The sequence below is a fragment of the Rhodococcus sp. IEGM 1307 genome, assembly GCF_030056915.1.
Lineage (GTDB): Bacteria > Actinomycetota > Actinomycetes > Mycobacteriales > Mycobacteriaceae > Rhodococcus_F > Rhodococcus_F opacus_D.
Genome location: NZ_JASHKW010000003.1, coordinates 320,624 through 341,753, shown reverse-complemented (window position 1 = coordinate 341,753; position 21,130 = coordinate 320,624). Strand labels below are relative to the sequence as shown.

At 67.8% G+C, this 21,130-nt stretch carries 21 protein-coding genes; 10 read left to right on the top strand and 11 right to left on the bottom strand.

The window, feature by feature from the left end; translation table 11 throughout:
- Window positions 1-51 precede the first annotated feature (51 nt).
- The 4 genes from QM841_RS07830 to QM841_RS07815 all read right to left on the bottom strand — a co-directional run bounded on the left by QM841_RS07830 (window position 52) and on the right by QM841_RS07815 (window position 6,037).
- Window positions 52-681, bottom strand: coding sequence for a hypothetical protein (locus tag QM841_RS07830; protein ID WP_283331508.1), 630 nt, complete (start codon window positions 679-681; stop codon window positions 52-54).
- 181 nt (window positions 682-862) lie between these two features.
- Window positions 863-2,302, bottom strand: a complete 1,440-nt coding sequence (locus tag QM841_RS07825; protein ID WP_280785088.1) for an HAD-IB family hydrolase — start codon at window positions 2,300-2,302, stop codon at window positions 863-865.
- 4 nt (window positions 2,303-2,306) lie between these two features.
- The gene (locus tag QM841_RS07820) at window positions 2,307-4,565 is read right to left on the bottom strand and encodes a glycerol-3-phosphate 1-O-acyltransferase (RefSeq protein WP_005255406.1); all 2,259 of its coding nucleotides are present in this window, start codon (window positions 4,563-4,565) and stop codon (window positions 2,307-2,309) included.
- A gap of 17 nt (window positions 4,566-4,582) precedes the next feature.
- On the bottom strand, window positions 4,583-6,037 hold the full coding sequence (locus QM841_RS07815) for a wax ester/triacylglycerol synthase domain-containing protein (RefSeq protein ID WP_005255408.1): 1,455 nt from the start codon (window positions 6,035-6,037) through the stop codon (window positions 4,583-4,585).
- 124 nt (window positions 6,038-6,161) lie between these two features.
- Here QM841_RS07815 and QM841_RS07810 point away from each other — a divergent pair, with 124 nt between their 5' ends.
- Both QM841_RS07810 and QM841_RS07805 read left to right on the top strand, forming a co-directional pair.
- Entirely contained in the window at window positions 6,162-6,605 is a 444-nt protein-coding gene (locus QM841_RS07810) for a GNAT family N-acetyltransferase (protein WP_280785085.1), read from the top strand.
- Window positions 6,606-6,655: 50 nt separating this feature from the next.
- The gene (locus QM841_RS07805) at window positions 6,656-7,150 is read left to right on the top strand and encodes a DUF2505 domain-containing protein (RefSeq protein ID WP_283331507.1); all 495 of its coding nucleotides are present in this window, start codon (window positions 6,656-6,658) and stop codon (window positions 7,148-7,150) included.
- A 3-nt stretch (window positions 7,151-7,153) separates the two neighbouring features.
- Here QM841_RS07805 and soxR read toward each other — a convergent pair whose 3' ends face one another.
- Together soxR and QM841_RS07795 are read right to left on the bottom strand one after the other, a co-directional pair.
- Window positions 7,154-7,633 (bottom strand): redox-sensitive transcriptional activator SoxR, encoded by a 480-nt coding sequence (soxR, locus tag QM841_RS07800; RefSeq protein WP_105413327.1) that lies wholly within the window; start codon window positions 7,631-7,633, stop codon window positions 7,154-7,156.
- Between the two features lie 42 nt (window positions 7,634-7,675).
- Entirely contained in the window at window positions 7,676-8,206 is a 531-nt protein-coding gene (locus QM841_RS07795) for a nitrobindin family protein (RefSeq protein WP_280785083.1), read from the bottom strand.
- A gap of 107 nt (window positions 8,207-8,313) precedes the next feature.
- On the opposite strand from QM841_RS07795, the gene arcA reads away from it, so the two are divergent.
- On the top strand, window positions 8,314-9,531 hold the full coding sequence (gene arcA / locus QM841_RS07790) for an arginine deiminase (protein WP_280785082.1): 1,218 nt from the start codon (window positions 8,314-8,316) through the stop codon (window positions 9,529-9,531).
- Window positions 9,532-9,597: 66 nt separating this feature from the next.
- Here the strand turns inward: arcA and arsC are convergent, their stop codons facing one another.
- A complete protein-coding gene (arsC, locus tag QM841_RS07785; RefSeq protein WP_477952930.1) occupies window positions 9,598-9,945 on the bottom strand; it encodes an arsenate reductase (glutaredoxin) in 348 nt (115 codons plus the stop codon).
- Between the two features lie 95 nt (window positions 9,946-10,040).
- Between arsC and QM841_RS07780 the strand changes: the two genes are divergently transcribed.
- The 4 genes from QM841_RS07780 (at window position 10,041) to QM841_RS07765 (ending at window position 13,361) form a co-directional block, all read left to right on the top strand.
- Window positions 10,041-10,724, top strand: a complete 684-nt coding sequence (locus QM841_RS07780) for an NAD(P)H-binding protein (RefSeq protein WP_283331505.1) — start codon at window positions 10,041-10,043, stop codon at window positions 10,722-10,724.
- A gap of 58 nt (window positions 10,725-10,782) precedes the next feature.
- Entirely contained in the window at window positions 10,783-11,157 is a 375-nt protein-coding gene (locus QM841_RS07775) for a GntR family transcriptional regulator (protein WP_016883479.1), read from the top strand.
- 50 nt (window positions 11,158-11,207) lie between these two features.
- Window positions 11,208-11,639 carry a DoxX family protein gene (locus tag QM841_RS07770; protein ID WP_011597793.1) on the top strand — a complete coding sequence of 144 codons (432 nt, stop codon included), beginning with the start codon at window positions 11,208-11,210 and terminating at the stop codon, window positions 11,637-11,639.
- 90 nt (window positions 11,640-11,729) lie between these two features.
- Window positions 11,730-13,361 (top strand): BCCT family transporter, encoded by a 1,632-nt coding sequence (locus QM841_RS07765; RefSeq protein WP_411194575.1) that lies wholly within the window; start codon window positions 11,730-11,732, stop codon window positions 13,359-13,361.
- Between the two features lie 89 nt (window positions 13,362-13,450).
- Here the strand turns inward: QM841_RS07765 and QM841_RS07760 are convergent, their stop codons facing one another.
- Window positions 13,451-14,959, bottom strand: a complete 1,509-nt coding sequence (locus QM841_RS07760; RefSeq protein WP_280781607.1) for a dolichyl-phosphate-mannose--protein mannosyltransferase — start codon at window positions 14,957-14,959, stop codon at window positions 13,451-13,453.
- Window positions 14,960-15,033: 74 nt separating this feature from the next.
- Between QM841_RS07760 and rsmI the strand changes: the two genes are divergently transcribed.
- On the top strand, window positions 15,034-15,864 hold the full coding sequence (gene rsmI, locus QM841_RS07755) for a 16S rRNA (cytidine(1402)-2'-O)-methyltransferase (protein WP_283331504.1): 831 nt from the start codon (window positions 15,034-15,036) through the stop codon (window positions 15,862-15,864).
- Between the two features lie 14 nt (window positions 15,865-15,878).
- Here rsmI and QM841_RS07750 read toward each other — a convergent pair whose 3' ends face one another.
- Genes QM841_RS07750 through QM841_RS07740 form a run of 3 tightly spaced genes read right to left on the bottom strand, consistent with a single transcriptional unit; the run spans window position 15,879 to window position 19,667 of the window.
- On the bottom strand, window positions 15,879-17,114 hold the full coding sequence (locus QM841_RS07750) for a DUF2786 domain-containing protein (protein WP_502943234.1): 1,236 nt from the start codon (window positions 17,112-17,114) through the stop codon (window positions 15,879-15,881).
- A 46-nt stretch (window positions 17,115-17,160) separates the two neighbouring features.
- A complete protein-coding gene (gene metG, locus QM841_RS07745; RefSeq protein WP_280781376.1) occupies window positions 17,161-18,720 on the bottom strand; it encodes a methionine--tRNA ligase in 1,560 nt (519 codons plus the stop codon).
- Between the two features lie 53 nt (window positions 18,721-18,773).
- The gene (locus QM841_RS07740; protein WP_283331502.1) at window positions 18,774-19,667 is read right to left on the bottom strand and encodes an SDR family oxidoreductase; all 894 of its coding nucleotides are present in this window, start codon (window positions 19,665-19,667) and stop codon (window positions 18,774-18,776) included.
- A gap of 35 nt (window positions 19,668-19,702) precedes the next feature.
- On the opposite strand from QM841_RS07740, the gene QM841_RS07735 reads away from it, so the two are divergent.
- Together QM841_RS07735 and QM841_RS07730 are read left to right on the top strand one after the other, a co-directional pair.
- A complete protein-coding gene (locus QM841_RS07735) occupies window positions 19,703-20,545 on the top strand; it encodes a TatD family hydrolase (protein ID WP_005255429.1) in 843 nt (280 codons plus the stop codon).
- A gap of 138 nt (window positions 20,546-20,683) precedes the next feature.
- Window positions 20,684-21,124 carry a DoxX family protein gene (locus QM841_RS07730; protein WP_280781608.1) on the top strand — a complete coding sequence of 147 codons (441 nt, stop codon included), beginning with the start codon at window positions 20,684-20,686 and terminating at the stop codon, window positions 21,122-21,124.
- The last annotated feature ends 6 nt before the right edge of the window (window positions 21,125-21,130 follow it).

The following is a 21,130-nucleotide window of genomic DNA, read 5'->3' as shown; positions in this document are numbered from 1 at the left end:
TCCTGGCGAGCCGATTCGACGCGGCCCCGTCGTGCTGCTCCGGTCCGGTGGTTACGGTAGGTCCCCGTGCTCGGGGATGCCGAGTTCGCCTCGCACCGCGGCGAGGAAATCTTCCTGGGCGCTCATCCCGGCCTGGAAGTGGTCGGCGAACTGTTGTTGGCGGGTGGACAGGGCGTCCGCAGACACGGCGTCATCCGTCGCGAAGTCGGTGCTCAGCCAGCCGACCGTCTCGGATCCGGCCAGGTATTCGACCACCATGCGCCGTGCCGATTCCACCACCGGTTCGGATCCGATCAGCTCCACCGCCGTGAACTTCGAGCCGAGGACGACGTTCTGTTGCGGCAGCGGGCGGAGGACTTCGGCGAGCACGGTCAGGAGATAGGGTCCGTCGAAGTGGTCGAATGCCACCGAGACGGAACCCGACGTGATGCTCACCTCGTTGGCCGCGGTCAGGAGCTCCGAGTAGATCTGCTGCCGCTGCGTCCGCAGGAACTCGTTCGAGGATTGGTTCACCGTCGCCTCCACCTGATTCGAGGTGTTCAGCAAGGTGAACACCCCTCCGCACACGGAGCCGATCAGGGTGCCGACAACGGCCATCGAGGCCACGAGCATACTGAGCCGAAACTCGTGGCGCCGCAAGTCCGTTCGATCGGGAGGCTTGACGCCGTCACGCTCGCTCATCGTCCTGCTCCCTTCGACGCATCACCGGTTCACCCCGACTGTCCCGTACGGCCGGCGACCCGTCGCGCGTAGTCGACTACTCGGTTGCGACACCCCGTCGCGAGCGCTGAACCGGGCCACTGCGTTGGTGGGCCCCGATCGAGGTTCTCTACATCCTTCGGGAACGTTGTTCGAAGAGGTTTCAGCGATGCCCGGCGTGCAGGCAGTCCTCGAACAGGGTGCGCACTTCGTCGACGTGCCGGTCGAGATCCGCGAGGTTCCAGCCCTCGGTCGGCACAGGTGCGAGGACGTCGACATCGACGGTGCCGGGGTGCGCGACGAGCGAGTTCCGCCACATCCGTTCGCCCGCGTTGTGGATGACGATCGGCACGATCGGCACGCCCGCCTGCATCGCCAGATGGAATCCGCCCTTCTTGAACTTGCCGAGACGCGGAGTCGGCGATCGGGTGCCCTCGGGGGCGATCGCGATGGAGATGCCGGACTGCAGTTTCTCCACGGCCGGGCGGAGCGCAGCCCTCGCCTTCGTGCTGTCCGCCCTGTCGATGTACGCGACGTCGAGCAGCGCCCCCACGGGAATGAACCGGGGATCGCGCGCGGCCTCCTTCTTCGCGACGCCGGTGACGTCGCGCCGGATGACGCTGCCGATCACCAGCATGTCGAGCGAACTCTGGTGATTGAACATGAAGACCGCGGGCCTGGCCGACCAGGCGTTCTCCTTGCCCTTGATACGCACGTTGATCCCACAGATCGCGAGCGCGAGATCCGGGCCGAAGCTGCCGACCAGGTTGGCGCCCGTCTGCCGGTTCTGGGTGAGCAGGCCGGCGGAGACACCGAACGCGGCCGCCCCCATCAGAGCGCCGATCGCGGTGGTGGTGCGGGCGATGGACATCGGGTCGGCGCCGCTCTCCGGAGGTCGCAGATTCACCGACGGCCACCCGTTCTGCCGCGCGGTCGCCGCCAGCTTGCGGTCGGGGTTCAGCGCCACGGGATGTCCCACCGACTTCAGCATCGGAACATCTTCTGCGCCGTTGGAGTACGCGAAGCTGTCACCCAGATCCGCTCCGTGCTTGTCGGCGTACTCGCGCAGCGCCTCGGCCTTGGCAGGACCCCACAGCGGCGGCGATTCGAGCTTCCCGGTGAGCATTCCGTCCAGAACCGCGGGCCGGGTGCACAGCACGTCCTCGGCGTCGATGTCGAGGTCCGCGGCCACCGACAGTGCCTGATAGGGGGTGGCGGAGGTGGCCATCACCACCCGGTGACCGGCGTGCCGGTGCGCGGCGAGCAGTCCGCGGACCTCCGAGAAGATCATCCTCGCGATCTCCTGGCGGAACAGCCGCTGCCCCCACTCCTGCATCTCGTCCTCCATGCGCCCGGCCAGGCTCTGCACTCCGATGCGCATCAGGTTGCCGATATCGGCACCCCGGAAGCGGGTCTCCACCGCGGCGCCAGTGGTGCGCAGAAGCTCGGCCACGCTGATGTCGAAGCGACGCAGGCGATCCCGATAGACGACGCTCGCGGAGTACCCGCTGATCAAGGTGCCGTCCAGGTCGAACGCGGCGAGGGTGCCCGGGCCGGGAACGGCGGCCGCGATGTCGTCGTGGAGACTGCGGAGATCGCTCATCTACTCACCTACCACCCATCTGGCCGAGATTCTCGTGCGCGATCGCTCGGATGCGCAGCACCTGATCGATCAGGGTCTGGAGTTCGGCGTCGAACTCGACCCGCCGGGCCGCCATGTTCTCGGCATTCGGTTCGACCAGGCCACGGTTTCGCGCCAGCTTGAGCGCGGTCGTGAACAGTTCGGCCGAAATCGACTCGCTGCTCCCGATCTGCTGCCGGAGACGCCGCTGCTCGGCGAGCGCGAGGCACGACGTCATGAAGGCCTTCTCGTCGAACTTCCGGTCCACCGGAGTCCGGAGTAACTGGCCCGCGACCACGGCGTACGCCTCCAGGAACGGTTGCAGAACCCGGTGCGCCAGATGAATCCGCATCCCGGACAACAGGTTCGCTGCATGCTGCGGATCGCCCAGGTTCGACTCCCACGCCGGGTCGATCAGATCCAGTTCGGCCCGCAGTTCCTTCCGGAAGCTGTCTTTCTCGCTGAAGAAGAATTCGAACTTGAGGAGATCGCGAATGCGCAGCGCCAGATCCCATCCGTCGTTCAGCGGGTCGGTGAACTTCTGGTCGACCGCCGCCCGCAGCACCATTTCCGCGATCGCCCGCATCACTAGGAAATGAATGGTGTTGTTGCGGTAGAACGCTGCCACGAGATGCTGATCCCGTCCGAGGTAGAACACCCGTTCGCTGCCCTGATCGAAACTCCGCAGCACCCCGGAATCGAGATGGGTCCGCACGGCCTTGCGGATCACCTGCGGATCGGTCAGGTCCACATCGCCCGCGGTCGGCAACGCGCGCGCCGTGATGTAGTCCACCAGTGGTCCGAGAATGGCACCGACCTCGGCGACGGTGAGCGCCCGGTCCTCGATGCCGAGGAACGCGAGCATGACGAGCGACGACGCCGTGACGGGCGTGACCTCGTTGATGCGGTGACACACCTCGAACGCCGTCTTCTGTACCGCCAGCCGCAGGTCGTCCTCCTGGCCGAGGTAGTCCGCCAGTGACATCGGCCTGCCGACGTTGACGTGCGCGACACCGTGCCGTTGACCCTGTGCCCGAACGTATCCGAAGAGCCACCGCAGACTCTCCTTGCTCTTCGCCTGGCCGTGCGCCTCCGCCGCCATCGCTCCGACCTCGTACAGCTGGTCGTAGGTCAGTGACACCGGGACGAGGTACACGTCGGACATGCCACTGTCCTGGAAGGCCTTCGCGAGGTAGTTGAGCAGACCGAACCGCGGCGGCCGCAACTTCCCGGTGCGGCTGCGCCCGCCCTCGATGTACCACTCGAGGTTGAACCGTTTCGTGAGGAGATAGCGCATGTACTCGCGGAGCGTCCACTTGTAGATCTCGTCGCCCTCGATCTTCCGGCGGATGAACACGGTGCCGCTGCGCTTGCCGATCGGTCCGATCGGCCAGAAGTTGATGTTCAGACCGCCCATCACGTGATTGAGCGGAAGGTCGTTCGCCAGCAGCGCCGGCCGCAGCACCAGCGGATCGAGGTACGAGCGGTGGCTCGGCAGGAACACCAGGGAATGCTCCTTGTTCAACTCCCGCAGTTCGTCGAGCCGGGTGGTGTCGACGTCGAGACGGTAGGCGCGGGAGAAGTAGCGGCCCAACTGGTCCCACAGCGCGATGGCGCGCCTGCTCTGCGCGGCGACCATCTCGTCCAGTGCCCCACGGGCCCGGCGATCCACCTCGGCGACGGGGACGTTCAACTTCGCGGACAGCTCCCGGGTGCCGTCGTGGTATCGGCTGGCGTCGGTGATCTCGTCGACGACGAACCTCGACACCTTGTACTGCGTGCCCAGCAGGGTGCGCTCGGCCCGCTCGAGGGTCAGCGCGGCCTGGCGGCGAATGAAGTCCGGAAGCGACCCGCCGCCGTTCTCCGCGAGCCGGCGTTCGAGGTCGCTGAGCGGGGCCGGGTCGCCTTCCAGGACCTGGCACCGGGCCGGGTCGTCGCGCATCACCCGGCGCTGCATGTTCTGGCCGGGGTGCAGCGGATCCCGCAGCGACAGCGTCTCCCGGAATCGTTGCGCGCCGTCCGGATGGGTCTCCTTCGGCAGCCACACCACCCGGAGCGGGGTGAGCAGCGGATCATCCTTCCGGCGCACGAGATCGGCGAGGGCCTGGTCGGTGACGCGGACCGTCGGAGGCGGCTGACCGGAGTCGTTCGCCTGCCGCTCCAGCCACGTGCGGAGAACGTCGTCCTCCATGTCGCTCATCGTCTCGATGAGGTAGACCCGTGGCCGTGTCGTGTGCTCGTCCATCGTGCCAGCCTTTCCTTTCACCCGCGGCCCAGTTCGACGATCTCGTCGAGACTCTCCTGCAGGCACTGCATGAACCGCGCCGGCTCGGTGACGGCGGCGGTGTCGAGATTGACGCCGATGCAACACGTGCCGACGTGGGAGACGAGGGTGGCCATGACCGCACAGCCGGGGGCCGGGCCGAACGGGAACATCCGCTCGATCCGGGCACCCGCCAGATACACGGGCACGGGGACCCCGGCGACGTTGCTGGCCTGCAGATCGAGACCCGTCGACTGTGAGAGGTACCAGTTCGCCAGCACCACCGTCGGAAGCCGGACCAGAAGGGGGGCGGCCGAATCCAGCAGTCCGAGTGCGGGTTCCTGGCGCAGCCCCAGGATGATCGCGCGCACCTTCTTGATCCGCGCGACCGGGTCGCGTTCACCGACCGGTCCGGCGAATCGGGCCGCGGCGAACCGGTTGCCGCCCGTCGGATCCGACGCCGAACGCATGCTCACCGGCATGCCCACCGGAATCGTCTCGAGGTCGCGGCCGAACGATTCGTGGTAGCGGCGGAAGCCGCCCAGCAGGGCCGCCACGTACGCGTCGTTCAGCGACCCACCGGAGACGTGAGCCGCGGAACGCAGTTCGTCGACACCCACCTCGAGCACCCCGAACCAGCGTCCGAGTCCGCGGTCGCGCAGCAGGTCCGAACCCGTGGTCGGGGGAGGGGTCACCACCCTCCGGATCGAGTTCGCGTACCCGGCGACCTCCGTGACACTGCCCACCGGGTCGCCGACGACGGTCATCGCCGTCCGCACCGCTCCGCGGATCAGGCCGCCGAGACGGCCGGGGGCGCTGCGCACGGTGTCGAGTGCCTGCTCGAACAGGGCGCCGCCGCCCGACATCTGCTCCGGCAACGGCGCGGGCCGATCCGGTTTGTCCGGCGACGGTTCGGGGCGCCTGCTGTGCAGCAGCGTCATCAACTGGATGCCGCCGAGCCCGTCCGTGATGCTGTGGTGCGTCTTCACCACGTAGACGGCGCGGCCGTCGTCGAGTCCCTCGATGAGCATCGCGCTCCACGGCGGCCGGGCGCGGTCGAACGGCTCGGTCGCCATGTGCCTGCACATCCGGAGCGCGTGGTCGAACGTCGCCGGCTCCGGCAGTCGCACCCGCGACAGGTGATAGTCGAGGTCGAACTCGGGGTCGACCGACCACATCGGATTGCCCAGCCGCAGCGTCGGCTCCACCACCCGCATCCGGATCCGCGGCACCATGTGCGACGCCCATTCGTGGGCGCGCACCAACCGGTCCCAGTCCGGCGGTTTGTCGAGGACGTCGACCGCGACGATCGGTGAGCGCAGCTTCGGCTGCACCTCCTCCATCCGCCACATCCCGGTCTCGAAGTCGGACATCGTGCGGTCCGCTCCCCAGGCGACGTCGGAGAAATCCACGTCGACGGCACTCGGCGGTATCAGAGGTTCGCCGTCGGCCATGCCCACCCTCATTCGGTTGCTCGAGTTGCCCTCAGCTGCTGCTTTTCCAGTGTGGACCCGCCCCGCAGATCGCGTCCCTGGTTCTGGCGGATTGCGCACCGGACTTTCTGTCTAAGGTGAGGACGTGCCGACTCTCCACCACGCGACGCTCGACAGGATCGACCCGGCCACCCTCTACCGGATCATGGTCCTGCGGACCGACGTGTTCGTCTTCGAGCAGGGCATCGTGTCGGAACCCGAACTCGACGGACGCGACCTCGAACCGACCACCACCCAGTTCTGGGCGGAGGAGGACGGCGAGGTTCTCGCGACACTGCGTGTGCTGGCCGACGAACCGACACTGCACCTCGGACGCGTCGCCACCGCTACCCACGCCCGCGGGCGTGGACTCGCGGGTCAGCTGCTCGAAGCCGTGTTCGAGGCATTCCCGGGCCCCGTCGAGATCTCCGCCCAGGCCTACCTCGAAAACTGGTACGGCCGTTACGGTTTTCGCAGAACCGGCGAGAACTACCTCGAAGCCGGCATCGACCACCTGCCGATGAGGCGCTCCGCGCCCGTGCGTGGCTGACGAGTCTCTGGACTCCGTCACCACTCACCGAGTTGTCGTAGGCTGCCGTCATGGCGAAAAGCTTCGACTACTCCGAACAGATCGCGTACCCCATCGACCGGGTGCACGCGACCGTGACGGATCGGGCGTTCTGGCAGCACCGGTTCGACGAGGCGCCGGAGAAACTCACCCTCGACGACAGCCGCGGCCCCGGCACCCTGACGGCGACGATGCGCGACAGCATCGGCGCGTCCTCCCTCCCCGGGCTGGTCCGCAAAGTCGTCTCGGGCGAACTGAAGGTCGAGCGCGCCGACGAATGGGGTGCCCTCGACGGCGACCACGCCGACGGCCGGATCAGTGGCAGCTCCACCGGGATCCCGGTGAAGATCGAGTGCACGTCGGTGCTCCGCGCGTCGGGCGACGTCACCGTCCTGGACGTCGCCGGATCGGTTCAGGTCAAGATCCCGCTCGTCGGCGGACAGATCGAGTCCCTCGTCAGGAAGCTGGTCGGCGACATGGTCGGGCAGGACCGCGACGCGATCGAGAAGTGGCTCGGCGACAGCTGACGCTCACACCCCGGACGCCGGGCCGTCGAGTTCGACGTCCAGCGTGCGGGCCCCCGGCCCCGCCGTGCCCAGCCGGTCGTGGCTATTGACGATCGCGCAGCTCCCGAGCGAGAGGCACCCGCAGCCGATGCAGCCGGTCAGGTTGTCGCGGAGCCGGATCAGCTGCTCGATCCGCTGATCCAGATCCGCATGCCACCGCGTCGAGAGCTTCTCCCAATCCTTCCGGTTCGGCGTCCTGCCCTCGGGAAGGGTCGCAAGGGCGTCCCGGATCTCGGCCAGCGGAATCCCGACCCGCTGGGCGATGCGGATGAACGCGACCCGCCGCAGCGTGTCCCTGCGATATCGACGCTGATTGCCGGACGTCCGCCTGCTGGTGATCAGCCCCTCGCGCTCGTAGAAGTGCAACGCCGACACCGCCACGCCACTGCGCTCCGACAGCTGCCCCGGCGTCAGTTCCTTGGCTCTCCACTCGGGCATCTCCACGACAGGCAACCTTTCACACGGTTACCTGAACAATACTCGAGGTCAGTCGCGGCGGAGATGTCCGTGCAGGTGATGCGTGAGCGGAGTCAGGTCGTGCGCCATCCACAGGTCGTACGTGAGGTCGCCGCCGCGCACCGACAACTGTCGCCGGATGCTGTGCACCGGTTTCGCGTCCGGGGACGCGCTCAGCACCACCATCGACAACTCGATGGTCCCCTCCCGGACCTGACCACGGTGGATCTCGGTGAATCCGGTCGGCTGGGCCACGAGCAGTTCCGCCTCGTCTTCGGCGACGAGCCGCAGGAACCCGGACTCCGAGTGCAACGGCCGACCGCTGCCCACCTCCTTCGTCCGAGACCGGTACGCCAGGAACGGTTTACCGGTGGGGGCGAATTCGATCTCCTCGGTGTATGCGAAGTTGTCGATCGTCGGGTACGCGCCCTCGCCCTCGCCGCGCCACAGACCGGCGAACGGCGCCAGGGCGGAGGGCACGGACGGAAAGGGCGGCGTGTTCGCAGACGAACTCGCCGCCGCATCCGAGTGCGCCGGCGAGAGAGTCGCGTTCTCGTCCATGAGATACCTCCGCCGTTTCACGGTACTCGCCTGCGGCGCCGAGGGACACGGTCGGCGACGGAGTGTTTGAGCGTGCCTGCCGGGCCCGCCGGCATTACCGTCTAGACATGAACGCGTCCGGTTCTGCACCGCTGGGGGCCAACTCCGAAGTCGGGCAGCTGCGTGCCGTCCTCCTGCACCGTCCCGGAGACGAACTGAAGCGGCTCACGCCCCGCAACAACGACCAACTGCTCTTCGACGGACTGCCCTGGGTCGACCGCGCGCAGGAAGAACACGACGCGTTCGCGGACCTCCTGCGCAGCCGCGGCGTCGAGGTCCTGCTGCTGTCCGACCTGCTCACCGAGACGCTCGGCGCCAGCGGCGCCGCCCGTATACAGGGCATCGGCGCGGCCGTCGACCCACGCAAACTCGGGCACACCCTGGCGCAGGAACTGGCCGCACACCTCCGCGGTGTCCCGGCCCCCGACCTGTCCACCATCCTCACCGCGGGCATGACCTTCGACGAACTCCCCGTCGCCGCCAACACGGCGTCGCTGGTCCGGCGCATGCACCACGGCGGCGACTTCGTCATCGACCCGCTGCCCAACCTGCTGTTCACCAGGGACTCGTCGTTCTGGATCGGACCCCGCGTGGCGATCACGTCCCTCGCCCTGCCCGCCCGCGTCCGCGAGACGTCCCTCACCGACATCATCTACGCCCATCACCCGCGTTTCCGCGGCGCCCGGCGCGCCTACGAATCCCACACGGCTCCCGTCGAAGGCGGCGACGTCCTGCTCCTCGCACCGGGAGTCGTCGCCGTCGGGGTGGGGGAGCGCACCACACCGGCAGGCGCCGAGGCGTTGGCGCGCAGCGTCTTCGAGGACGAACTGGCGCACACCGTGCTGGTGGTGCCCATCGCGCAGGCCCGGGCGTCGATGCACCTCGACACCGTGTGCACGATGGTCGATCACGACGCCGTCGTGATGTACCCGATCATCCAGGACACGCTGTCGGCGTTCACCATTCACCGCGAGGACAAGGGTGTGTCGATCCGCGGAGCCGATCCGTTCCTGACCGCCGCCGCCGAGGCCATGGGCATCGGCAAGCTGCGCGTCATCGACACCGGACTCGACAACGTCACCGCCGAACGCGAGCAATGGGACGACGGAAACAACACGCTCGCACTCGCACCCGGCGTCGTCGTCGCGTACGAACGGAACGTCGAGACCAACGCCCGGCTCGAGGCGTCGGGCATCGAGGTACTGCGGATCGCCGGTTCCGAACTCGGCTCCGGCCGCGGCGGGCCCCGCTGCATGTCCTGTCCGGTGGCTCGCGACCCGCTGTAGGCGCTGCGCGCCCGTGCGCCTTTTTGGTTGCTCCTACTACCAGAAAGGCGCACGGGCGCGCAGCGCCTAGAGGACCTCGCGGACCTTCTCGGCCGGGCGGGCGAGGACGGTGCCCTTGTCCGTCACTACGATGGGCCGCTCGATGAGGATGGGGTTGTCCACCATCGCCTCCAGCAGTTGGTCCTCCGACGCCTCGGCGAGCCCGAGTTCCTTGAAGGCGGTCTCCTTCTTGCGGACCGCCTCACTCGGCTTCAGCCCGGCGTCGTCGAGTAGTTTGCGCAACCCGTCCCGTGAGGGCGGGGTCTCGAGGTACTTCACGACGGTCGGTTCGATGCCCGCGTCCCGGATCAGTCCGAGGACGGTGCGGGACGTGTTGCATCGCTGGTTGTGGTAGATGGTCGCGGTGTTCGCCATACCCGACATTCTGCACCGGGGAACAAACCTGCCCGCAGGGAGCGCTGAACCAGGGTAGTAACTCGTGAATAGTCGACGAAAGAGGGAGATCGATCATGGCCGAGCACAGGGACGCGACTCCGCGGCGCATCGTCATCGCGGGTGGGCACGGGAAGATCGCCCGTCACCTCATCAAGATTCTCACCGCGCGCGGTGACCGCGCGGTCGCGCTGATCCGCAACCCCGATCACGAGCACGAGGTGGCGGCGCTCGGCGCCGAACCGGTGGTGATCGATCTGGAGAGGGCGAACGCGGACGACGTCGCGAAGACGCTCGTCGGTGCGGACGCCGCGGTCTTCGCCGCGGGCGCAGGCCCGGGCAGCGGCATCGCCCGCAAGGACACCGTCGATCGCGGGGCCGCGGTTCTCCTCGCGGACGCCGCCGAGAAGGCGGGAACGCGGCGATTCGTCCAGATCAGTTCGTTCGGGGCGGGGGAGCCGATCCCCGAGGGCACCGACGAGGTGTTCGCGGCCTACCTCGTCGCGAAGACGGCCGCCGAGGAAGACCTGCGCGCCCGCACCCACCTCGACTGGACGATTCTGCGTCCGGGCGGTCTGCTCGACGACGACCCGACGGGTCACGTCACGCTCACTGCGCCTCCCCTCGAGCGCGGCACCGTCCCGCGCGCCGACGTCGCCGCAGTGGTCGCGGCGCTCCTCGACCATCCGAACACTGCGAAGAAGACGCTGATGCTGACATCCGGCCCGACACCGATCGAGGAGGCCGTCGCCGCGGTGTAAGCATTGCGGCGCCGCAACCGCGCAACTACGGTCTGATACAACGCGTGGAACAACGGAGGTGGCGCCGGCCGTGGACATCGACATCGATCCGGATTCGTCGACCGCCCCGTTCGATCAGTTGCGATTGCAGATCATCGAGCAGGTGCGCAGTGGGCAACTGATCGCGGGAACGAAGATTCCCACGGTCCGCGCGCTCGCCGTCGAGGTGGGTCTGGCCCCGAACACGGTGGCCAAGGCGTACCGGGAACTCGGCGAGCAGGGTGTCATCGAAACCCGGGGCAAGCAGGGCACGTTCATCGCGAGCGGCGGTGACCCCATTCGCGCCGGGGCCGAGAAGGCCGCAACACGGTATGTGCAGGACCTGCGGAAGCTGGGGGTGTCCGACGAGGAGATCCTCGGCTTCGTGCAGTCCGCTCTCCGCGGCGCCGAATGAGGACGGCGCCGCATCCAGAAGGTGTGACCCCAGAAAGGTAGACACTCGGTATGGCTTCCGCACTCTTCCGCGACCTCGCACTACTGATTGCCCGGATCGGACTCGGCGTCGTCTTCGTCGCGCACGGCTGGCAGAAGTTCTTCGACTACGGAGTGAAGGCCACACAGGCGTCGTTCGCCGACATGGGCGTCCCGCTTCCCGACATTTCGGCTGTTGCGGCCGCCACTATCGAACTCGCGGGTGGATTTGCTCTCATCGTGGGGGTGGCCACACCGATCGCCGGAATTCTGCTGTTCCTCGACATGCTCGGAGCGCTGATTCTGGTGCACGCGGACAAGGGCGTCTTCGTCGCGAACGGCGGGTACGAACTCGTCGTCGCACTCGGCGTCGGGTCGCTGCTTCTCGCCGTGATCGGTGCCGGACGCCTCAGCATCGACGGGCTTCTCGGAAGAGGCTCGGGATGGGGAAAAACCGCAGCGTAACGATGCCGTAGGCTGGGTCTCGATTCGGTGTGAAGCGATGGGCTAGCTTGCTTTTACCATCAAAAATGACCAACGTAGTTGTTCATGGCAATGAATACTGATCTGCCTGATCAAGGTTCCGAGACCGCTGACGCGAGCGTCGGCGGAGGGCTCAAACGGGTCGGTGTTCGCACCGACCGCGTCGTGTTCTCCGCCGCTGCCGCCGCGGTCTCGGCAATCGTCGTCTGGGGGCTCGTGGCCCCCGACAATCTCGACTCCACGACCGGCAAGGCACTCGGCTGGCTGGTTACCGACATGGGCTGGTTGTTCGTCCTGTCGGCGTCCGGATTCGTCCTCTTCTCACTGTGGCTCGCGTTCAGCAAGTTCGGTCACATCCCGCTCGGCAAGGACGGCGAGAAGCCCGAGTTCCGGACGGTCAGCTGGATCGCGATGATGTTCAGCGCCGGCATGGGCATCGGACTGATGTTCTTCGGTGTCGCCGAACCGCTCGCGCACTACGTGACACCCCCTCCGGGTTCAAGCGGGGGCATCGGAACTGCGATGGCCACCACCATGTTCCACTGGAGCCTGCACCCCTGGGCGATGTACGCGGTTGTCGGACTATCGATCGCGTACGGCTCGTATCGCAAGGGTCGCAAGCAGCTGTTCAGCTCCGCCTTCATCCCGCTGCTCGGCCGCCGCGCGGAGGGGCCGATCGGGAAGTTCATCGACGTCCTCGCGATCTTCGCGACGCTGTTCGGCACCGCCGCTTCGCTGGGCCTCGGCGCACTGCAGATCGGGTCCGGTTTCCAGGTCGTCGGGTGGATGTCGGAGGTCAGCACGTTCCTGCTGGTCGCCATTGTCGCCCTGCTGACCCTCGCGTTCGTGGCGTCCGCCGTGTCGGGTGTCGCCAAGGGCATCCAGTGGCTCTCCAACACCAACATGGTGCTCGCCGTCATCTTGGCCCTGTTCGTGTTCGTCGTGGGACCGACGGTCCTGATCCTCAACCTGCTGCCCACCACGATCGGCGCCTACGCCGCGCAGCTCGCGCAGATGTCGGCCCGCACCGGAGCGTCGTCCGATCCGGCGACCGGCGAATGGTTGTCCTCGTGGACCATCTTCTACTGGGCGTGGTGGATCTCCTGGACCCCGTTCGTCGGCATGTTCCTGGCACGCATCAGCCGCGGCCGGACCATCCGCCAGTTCGTGGTCGGCGTGATCGTGGTGCCGAGCGCCGTGAGCCTCGTGTGGTTCGCGATCTTCGGTGGTGCCGGGATCAGCGAGCAGCGTGACGGAATCGACCTCGCCGGACAGGACACCCAGGAGGGGCAGCTGTTCGGCATGCTCGACCACCTGCCGCTCACCGGCATCACGACCGTCCTGGTGATGATCCTCGTCGGGATCTTCTTCGTCTCCGGCGCCGACGCCGCATCGATGGTGATGGGCACCCTGTCGCAGCGCGGTTCGCTGGAACCGCAGCGCTGGGTGGTCGTGTTCTGGGGTGTGCTCACCGGTGGCGTCGCCGCGCTCATTCTGTGGACCGGCGGCGACACCGCGCTGGACGGACTGCAGACGATGACGATCATCGCCGCGGCGCCGTTCGTCCTCGTGATGATCGGGTTGTGTTTCTCGCTCTACAAGGATCTGTCCCGCGACCAGATGATCGTCGACGGCCGGGAAATGCGGAGAGAGATGCGGAGAGTGGCGGCCAAACGTCGTCGCGACCGGATCTCGTCCCGCTAGAGAGACAGTCTGCGAGCCGCTCGGTGTCCCACGGGACCCGGGCGGCTCGACTCATTCCGGGGTCAGCGCCAGCTGGGATAATTCCGGGGTCAGCGCCAGCTGGGGAGCCACAGTTGGTGCTGCCACGTGTCCGGGGTGATCGGGACGGCCGTGAGGATCGGCCACAACCAGATGAAGTTGGCAACCACGAGCCCCACATAGAGGCAGACGGCGAGCAGGCCCGTGGTGCGCCGTTCGAGCGACGCCTTCGCGCTTCCCAGGATGTCGCCCAGGACCAGCGCGAGACCCATCACCATGAACGGCGCCAGCGCCACCGCATAGAAGTAGTACATCTGGCGGTCCAGGGTGGTCAGCCACGGCAGGAACGCGGCGCCGTAGGCGGTGAGGACGGTGGCGTACCGCCAGTCCTTCCGCACCACGGTCTGCCACAGCGCCCACGCGAGCATCGGCAGTGCCAGCCACCACATCGCGGGCGTCCCGATGAGCATGACGGCCTTGACGCAACTCGACGCGCCGCAGCCGGTGACGTGATCACCTTCGGCGAAGTAGTACAGCATCGGGCGCAGACCCATCGGCCACGTCCACGGCTTCGACTCCCACGGGTGATGATTGCCCGCCGAATTGGTGAGGCCTTCGTGGAACTGCAGGACGTTGCCGCTGTAGTACCACAGCGACCGGAGCGCGCCCGGCACGAACGACCAGGTGCCGCCCGTCCCGATCTCGTTGCCCACGGCATGCCGGTCCACACCCGTCTCGCTGGCGAACCACGCCCAGTAGCTGGCGAGGTACACGAACAGCGGCACGACGACCAGCGCATACAGCGCCGGGCCCACGTCGCGGACGCCGGCACCGAACCACGGTCGCCGCACCCCGTAGGCGCGCCGGGCCGACACGTCGAATGCGACGCTCAGAAGTCCGAAGAACACGATGAAGTAGATGCCCGACCATTTGGTGCCGCACGCCAGACCCAGCATGATCCCCGCGCCGAACCGCCACCAGCGCACCCCGAGTCGCGGACCCCAGTCGCTGTCGCCGATCCGGCCCTCGTCGTACACGCGGGCCATCCGCTCGCGGACCTGGTCGCGGTCCACCACCAGGCAGCCCAGAGCGGCAACCGCGAACACCGCAAGGAAGATGTCGAGCATGCCGAGCCGGGACGAGACGAACGTGACGCCGTCCGCAACCAGCAGGATCCCGGCGAGGCCGCCGATCAGAGTCGATCGGGTGAGCCGGCGGACGATGCGGATCACCAGCAGGACCATGATCGTGCCGGCCACGGCGGAGGCGAAACGCCAACCCCAGCCGCTGTAGCCGAAGATCGCCTCGCCCATCGCGATCAGCTGTTTGCCGATGGGCGGATGCACCACCAGTCCGTAGCCGGGGTTGTCCTCGAGCCAGCCGCCGGTGAGCACCTGCCAGCCCTGCGGCGCGTAATGCTTCTCGTCGAACACGGGAGTGCCCGCGTCCGTCGGGTAACCGAGCATCGTGAACCGGGTGATCGCCGCGATCGCCGTGACGAACAGAGTGACCACCCAGCCGCGGGCGCGGTCGACGGGACCGAAGTCGGGGGGCGGCACGAGCGGCGCCGGTCCGACCATGGACGGCTGTCGTGCGGAGGGCGTCGGTCGCTCGTCCGTCAGCATCGTCACGCCGCAATCGTAGGCTGTGGGTCATGACTGGTCGCCTAGTGCTCGCCGCAACACCGATGGGGGACGTGGGTGACGCCTCGCCGAGGCTGCGTACGGCGCTCGGGACGGCCGACGTCGTCGCCGCCGAGGACACCCGCCGCACCAAAGCCCTCGCCTCCGCTCTCGACGTGACGATCACCGGCAAGGTCGTCAGCTTCTACGACCAGGTCGAGACGGCCCGGCTGCCCGCACTCGTCGCCGACGTCGCATCCGGCAAGACCGTTCTCCTCGTCACCGACGCCGGCATGCCCTCCGTCAGCGACCCCGGGTACCGGCTGGTGTCGGCGTGCGTGGCCGAAGACCTGGCGGTGACGTGCCTGCCCGGACCGTCGGCGGTGACGACGGCGCTCGCGCTGTCCGGGCTGCCCGTCGAACGATTCTGCTTCGACGGCTTCCCGCCCCGGAAGCAGGGCCAGCGCAAGACGTGGTTGCAGGCCCTGATCGCCGAGCAACGCGCGTGCGTGTTCTTCGAGGCACCGCACCGGCTCGCCGACTGCCTGGCGGACGCGGTCGAGGTGCTCGGCGGAACCCGCCGCGCCGCCGTCTGCCGCGAACTGACCAAGACGTACGAGGAGGTCCGCCGCGGCACCCTCGCCGAACTCGCCGAGTGGGCCGCCGAGGGCGTCCGCGGCGAGATCACGGTGGTGGTGGAGGGAGCCACCCTCGTCGCGTCCGATCCCGCCGACCTCGTCGACGAGGTGGAGCGACTCGTCGCGGACGGCACCCGGCTCAAGGATGCGTGCGCGCTCGTCGCCACCACCGGCGTGTCGAAGCGGGAGCTCTACGAAACGGTGCTGGCCTCCCGGAAGGACTAGTCGGCCTGCGAGCGCTACCGCCGGAGGGCACGCTCCCCGGGAGCCAGCGACGCGTCGTCGGCGGCGGCCTGTCCGGCGTACCAGCCGTTGGCGTCGACGGCCCTGCCGCGCGCCTTTTTGGTACGCGGAAACAGGCGGTCGAACTCGGCGTCGACGGCCTCGGACTTGGTGGCCAGAATCGGCAGCAGATCGTCGACCGGGATCGACGCCTCGTCGGCGGCCTCGGCCGTGGCCCGGCTGTCGGCATCGCGCAACCGCTGCCCGATGCGGCTGGCGAAGCCCGCGAGGAAACCCTTCCGGAACGACGTGGTGCGTGAACCACTGCGACTGTCGGCGTCCGCGAATTGCATTGCGCGCGTCGCCTGCACGAGCAGCGAGGTGAACAGCATGTCGACCTGTTGCAGGTCGAGGGGGGTTCCGACCACGGTTGCGATGGCGAGGGAGCTGAACCACACGGTGCGTACCCGGTTGGAGTCACCGATCTCGGTGAGGAGGTGCACCTTCTCCTTGACGTACGGATTCTCCAGGTGGATGCGGCGACTGTGTACCGCCGTATTGCCCACCCCGTTCTGGGTGTGGAGGAGAGCGGCGTTGATCGCGTAGCGCGTCATCAATTCCTGCGCCTTCGCGGTGAAGATCTCCGCCTCCTCCGCGAACTCGGTGGCCTCGGCCTTCGCGAGCAGCCCGCGGATCCTGTTGAGCACCTTCGCGTCGGCCTCGGTCTCACCCGGCACGGCCACGGCCGGGTCGGCGACCCGCACGACGGGCCACGTCGACGGCGGGGGAGCGAGCACCGTCCAGCCGGGCAGATTCGTCCACGTCAGCGACAGGTCGGTGAGCTGGTAGACGGAGTGGTACGGGTCTTCGAACAGCAGCCCGGCCGCCAGCGCCCGAACGTCGGGACCGTCGACCGGCACCCGCCCCGCCAGGTGCGAGGCGCCCGGGTACTGCTCGCCGATGGTGCGGAGTTGCTCCACCCAGTCCCGCGGCGCCCGGTGCGCGGCCCGCGTGCGCTCCGCCTCGTGCAGCACCAGGGCCGCCGCCAGCGCCGCGTCGGACGGCTCCTTCGATCTCCGCGCCAGATGCACGACGTCGGCCGGCTGCCACCCACGCTCGTACGCGGCCGACAACTCACCCATCAGGGTGTGGACTGCCGCGGCGGCCTGAGGGCTCACTTCGTCGTCGAACACGCGCGCTCCGTTCCCGAATCCACCGTGAGGAGATCGAATGTATGTTCTATTCGGCGTCATGGGGAGAGTCTGCATGCGGGGTCCGACAACAACGGACCCGCACGGATCAGTCCTCCACGTAACGCGGGAACACGCCCGACGGCGCCGGCAACGGGGTGCCCGCCACGATGCGCGTCGAAAGGTCGCTGAACTGCCGCGCATCGGCCTTCTGGCCCAGGAGGTCGAGGATCTTCTCTGCGGCGTCCGGCATCACCGGCTGCACGAGGATGCCGACGATCCGCACCACCTCGAGCGTCACGTACAGCACCGTCGCCATCCGCTCCGGATCCGTCTTCCGCAGAACCCAGGGCTCCTGCTTGGAGAAGTACCGGTTGGTCTCGCCGAGAACCGACCAGATCGCCTCCAGCGCGAGATGCAGTGCCTGGACGTCGTATTCGGCGCGAACCCGCTCGAGCAGCGCATCCGCCTGCGCGAGCATCGCCGCGTCGTCCTCGGTCAGCTCGCCGGGGGTCGGGACCTGGGCGTCGCAGTTCTTCGCGACCATCGACAGCGACCGCTGCGCGAGGTTGCCGAGCTCGTTCGCCAGGTCGGCGTTGATCCGGGTGACGATGGCCTCGTGGCTGTAGCTGCCGTCCTGGCCGTAGGAGATCTCGCGGAGCAGGAAGAAGCGCACGGCGTCGAGGCCGTACTGCTCCACCATGGCGACGGGGTCGACGACGTTGCCGACCGACTTCGACATCTTCTCGCCCTTGTTGTAGAGGAATCCGTGCACGAAGACGCGCTTCGGCAATTCGATTCCCGCCGACATCAGGAACGCCGGCCAGTAGACGGTGTGGAACCGGGTGATGTCCTTGCCGATGATGTGCAGGTTCGCCGGCCAGAACTTGCCGAACTGCTCGGAGTCGGTATCGGGGTATCCGGCGCCGGTCAGGTAGTTGGTGAGCGCGTCCACCCACACGTACATCACGTGCTCGGGATGGTCGGGGACCGGAACGCCCCAGTCGAACGTCGTGCGGGAGATCGACAGGTCCTTCAGTCCGCCCTTGACGAAGCTGACGATCTCGTTGCGCCGCGTCGCGGGCGCGATGAAGTCGGGGTTCTCCTCGTACAGCCGGAGCAGCTTGTCCTGGTACTCGGACAGCTTGAAGAAGTACGTGGACTCCTCCGTCCACTCGACCGGGGTGCCCGTCTCGGTGGACAGGCGTGAACCGTCGTCCTGCAGGGTGGTCTCGGCCTCGGTGTAGAACGCCTCGTCGCGGACCGAGTACCAGCCCGAGTACGTGTCGAGGTAGATGTCGCCGTTGTCGAGCATCCTCCGCCAGATCGCCTTGCTGGCTTCTTCGTGATCGGCATCCGTGGTGCGGATGAACCGGTCGAAGGAGATGTTCAACGTCTTGTCCATGGCCTCGAACACGTCCGAGTTCCGCGCGGCGAGCTCACGGACGTCGATGCCTTCCTTGGCCGCCGTCTGCTGCATCTTCAGGCCGTGCTCGTCGGTTCCCGTCATGAAGTAGACGTCGAACCCGTCCAGACGCTTGAAGCGTGCGAGGGCGTCGGAGGAGATGTACTCGTAGGCGTGGCCGATGTGCGGAACGCCGTTCGGGTACGCGATCGCCGTCGTCAGATAGAAAGGTGGCCGCGAGGCGGTGGAATCAGCAGCATTCATGGTGCGACCACTCTATCTGCGCGCCGCCGTTTCGTGACGCGCAGATTCGGGTTCTAGGCCGGTCCGGCGCCGTCCTCGTCGATGACGGTGCGTGACTCGTACGCCGCGCGGGCCGACTTGTTCGTGGACCTGACCTGGTCGGGGACCATCCGGCGGATCGCGAAGTCGCGGGCGAACTGCGGAAAGACGGTGACGAGGCGCGCCAGCGGACCGACGTACCGGGGGATGGTGACCTCGAACCGGGGGCGGTGGATCACCGCGACGACGGTCTTCGCGACGTCGGCCGGTGTCAGCAGTTTTGCTGCGCCCGTCGCGGTGCCGGCCGCGAGTTCGGTGTCGACGACACCGGGCATGATCACCGAGATCTGCACGCCCGACCCGCGGAGCTCCTCGCGGACACCGGTCAGGTAGCCGAGCACGCCGTGTTTCGTCGCGGCATACGTCGACTCGCCGGGTGGTGCGACCTTCGACGCCAGCGACGCCACCGTGACGATCTGGCCGCGGCCGCGCGCACGCATGGCCGGCGCCGCCAGTCTCACCCCGCGGATGACGCCGTGCAGGTTCACGGCGAGCTGCCGATCCGTCGCGGACTCGGGTTCCTCGTCGAACCTCCCGACCCACATCACGCCCGCGTTGTTGACGAGTACGTCGATCGGGCCCCAGTGATCCTCGACGGCCGTGAGGAATGCCGCGAACGACGCGGTGTCGGTGACGTCCAGTTCGAGACCCTCCACCGTCCCGCCCGCCCGGCCGAGTTCGTCCGCCGTCCTTCGGGCGGCGGCGCCGTCGACGTCGCCGATCGCGACCCGGGCGCCGGCCAGCGCCAGCTGTCGGGCGATCTCCCGCCCGATTCCCCTCGCACCACCGGTCACTGCGATCACGCGGCCGTTCATCGAGCTCGAAGTCATGGACACGGCTCCCTCCCCGTCCGGGAGAAAGTACCGCATGTGACACGTGCGGCGGCGGCGTCGACAATGTCCGCATGAGCAAAGACCGTCCCGCCCCGGAAGCCCCTGCGCCGCTGTTCCCGCTCGTCGACTCGCACACCCACCTCGACGCGTGTGGTGCCTCGGACGCAGCGAGCGTCACGGCGATCGTCGACCGGGCCGCCGCGGTCGGGGTGGAGCGGGTGGTCACGGTGGCCGACGACCTGGCGGCCGCGCAGTTCGCCGTCGACGCGGCGCACTGGGATCCCCGCGTCTACGCGGCGGTGGCCATCCACCCGACCCGGGCGAACGTGCTCGACGACGCGACCCGGGCGGAGATCGAGCGACTGGCCGGCGATCCCCGGGTGGTCGCGGTGGGGGAGACGGGACTCGACTTCTACTGGCCCGGGAAACTCGACGGCTGCGCCACGGTCCCCGAACAGACCGAGGGCTTCCGCTGGCACATCGACCTCGCGAAGCGGCTCGGCAAGACGCTGATGATCCACAACCGGGAGGCCGACCAGGCGCTGCTGCAGGTGCTGCGCGAGGAGGGTGCGCCGGAGACGGTGATCTTCCACTGCTTCTCCTCGGACGCCGAGATGGCGCGCGAGTGCGTCGACGCCGGTTACGTCCTCAGCTTCTCCGGCACCGTCAGCTTCAAGAACGCGAAGGCCTTGCGGGAAGCGGCCCCGCTGGTGCCGTCGGATCAGCTGATTGTCGAGACGGATGCGCCGTTCCTCACCCCGCACCCGTTCCGGGGCGCTCCCAACGAGCCGTACTGCCTCCCGTACACGGTCCGGGCGCTCGCCGAGATCCGTGGCGAGGATCCGGACGACTTGGCGAAGGCGTCCACCGCGACCGCCGAGCGCGTGTACGGCCTCCGGCCCGTGAGTGGTTAGCGAGTCCCTGGACTCGTCGAGCGCGCACGGGGCCGAAGGCCCTATGTTGAAGTTTCAAGTTAGACAATTTAGGATCGTTGCTTGTTCAACTAACGGTCGTCCCGGTCGCGCGGGGACACCACGATGAAAGGCACATCCATGAACAACCCCGCAGTTCGAAGCCTGGGAATCCTCGTCGCCCGCGTGGGCATCGGCATCATCTTCCTCGCCCACGGCTGGCAGAAGGCCTTCACCAACGGACTCGACGCCACGACCGCCGGCTTCGAGGCCATGGGAGTTCCGCTTCCCGGCATCTCGGCGTTCCTCGCGACGTGGATCGAGCTGATCGGCGGAATCGCACTCATCGTCGGGGCGGCCGTCCCGATCTTCGGCATCCTGCTCTTCCTCGACATGGTCGGCGCCTTCTTCCTCGTGCACGTCGACAAGGGAATCTTCGCCAGCGAGGGCGGCTACGAGCTGGTGCTGGCGCTCGGCGTCGGCTCGCTGCTGCTCGCCGTCGTCGGATCGGGCCGGTTCGGCGTCGACGGACTGCTCGGCCACAAGGTGCCGTGGGCCTCGAAGGAACGCGCCACCGTCTGACCCCAT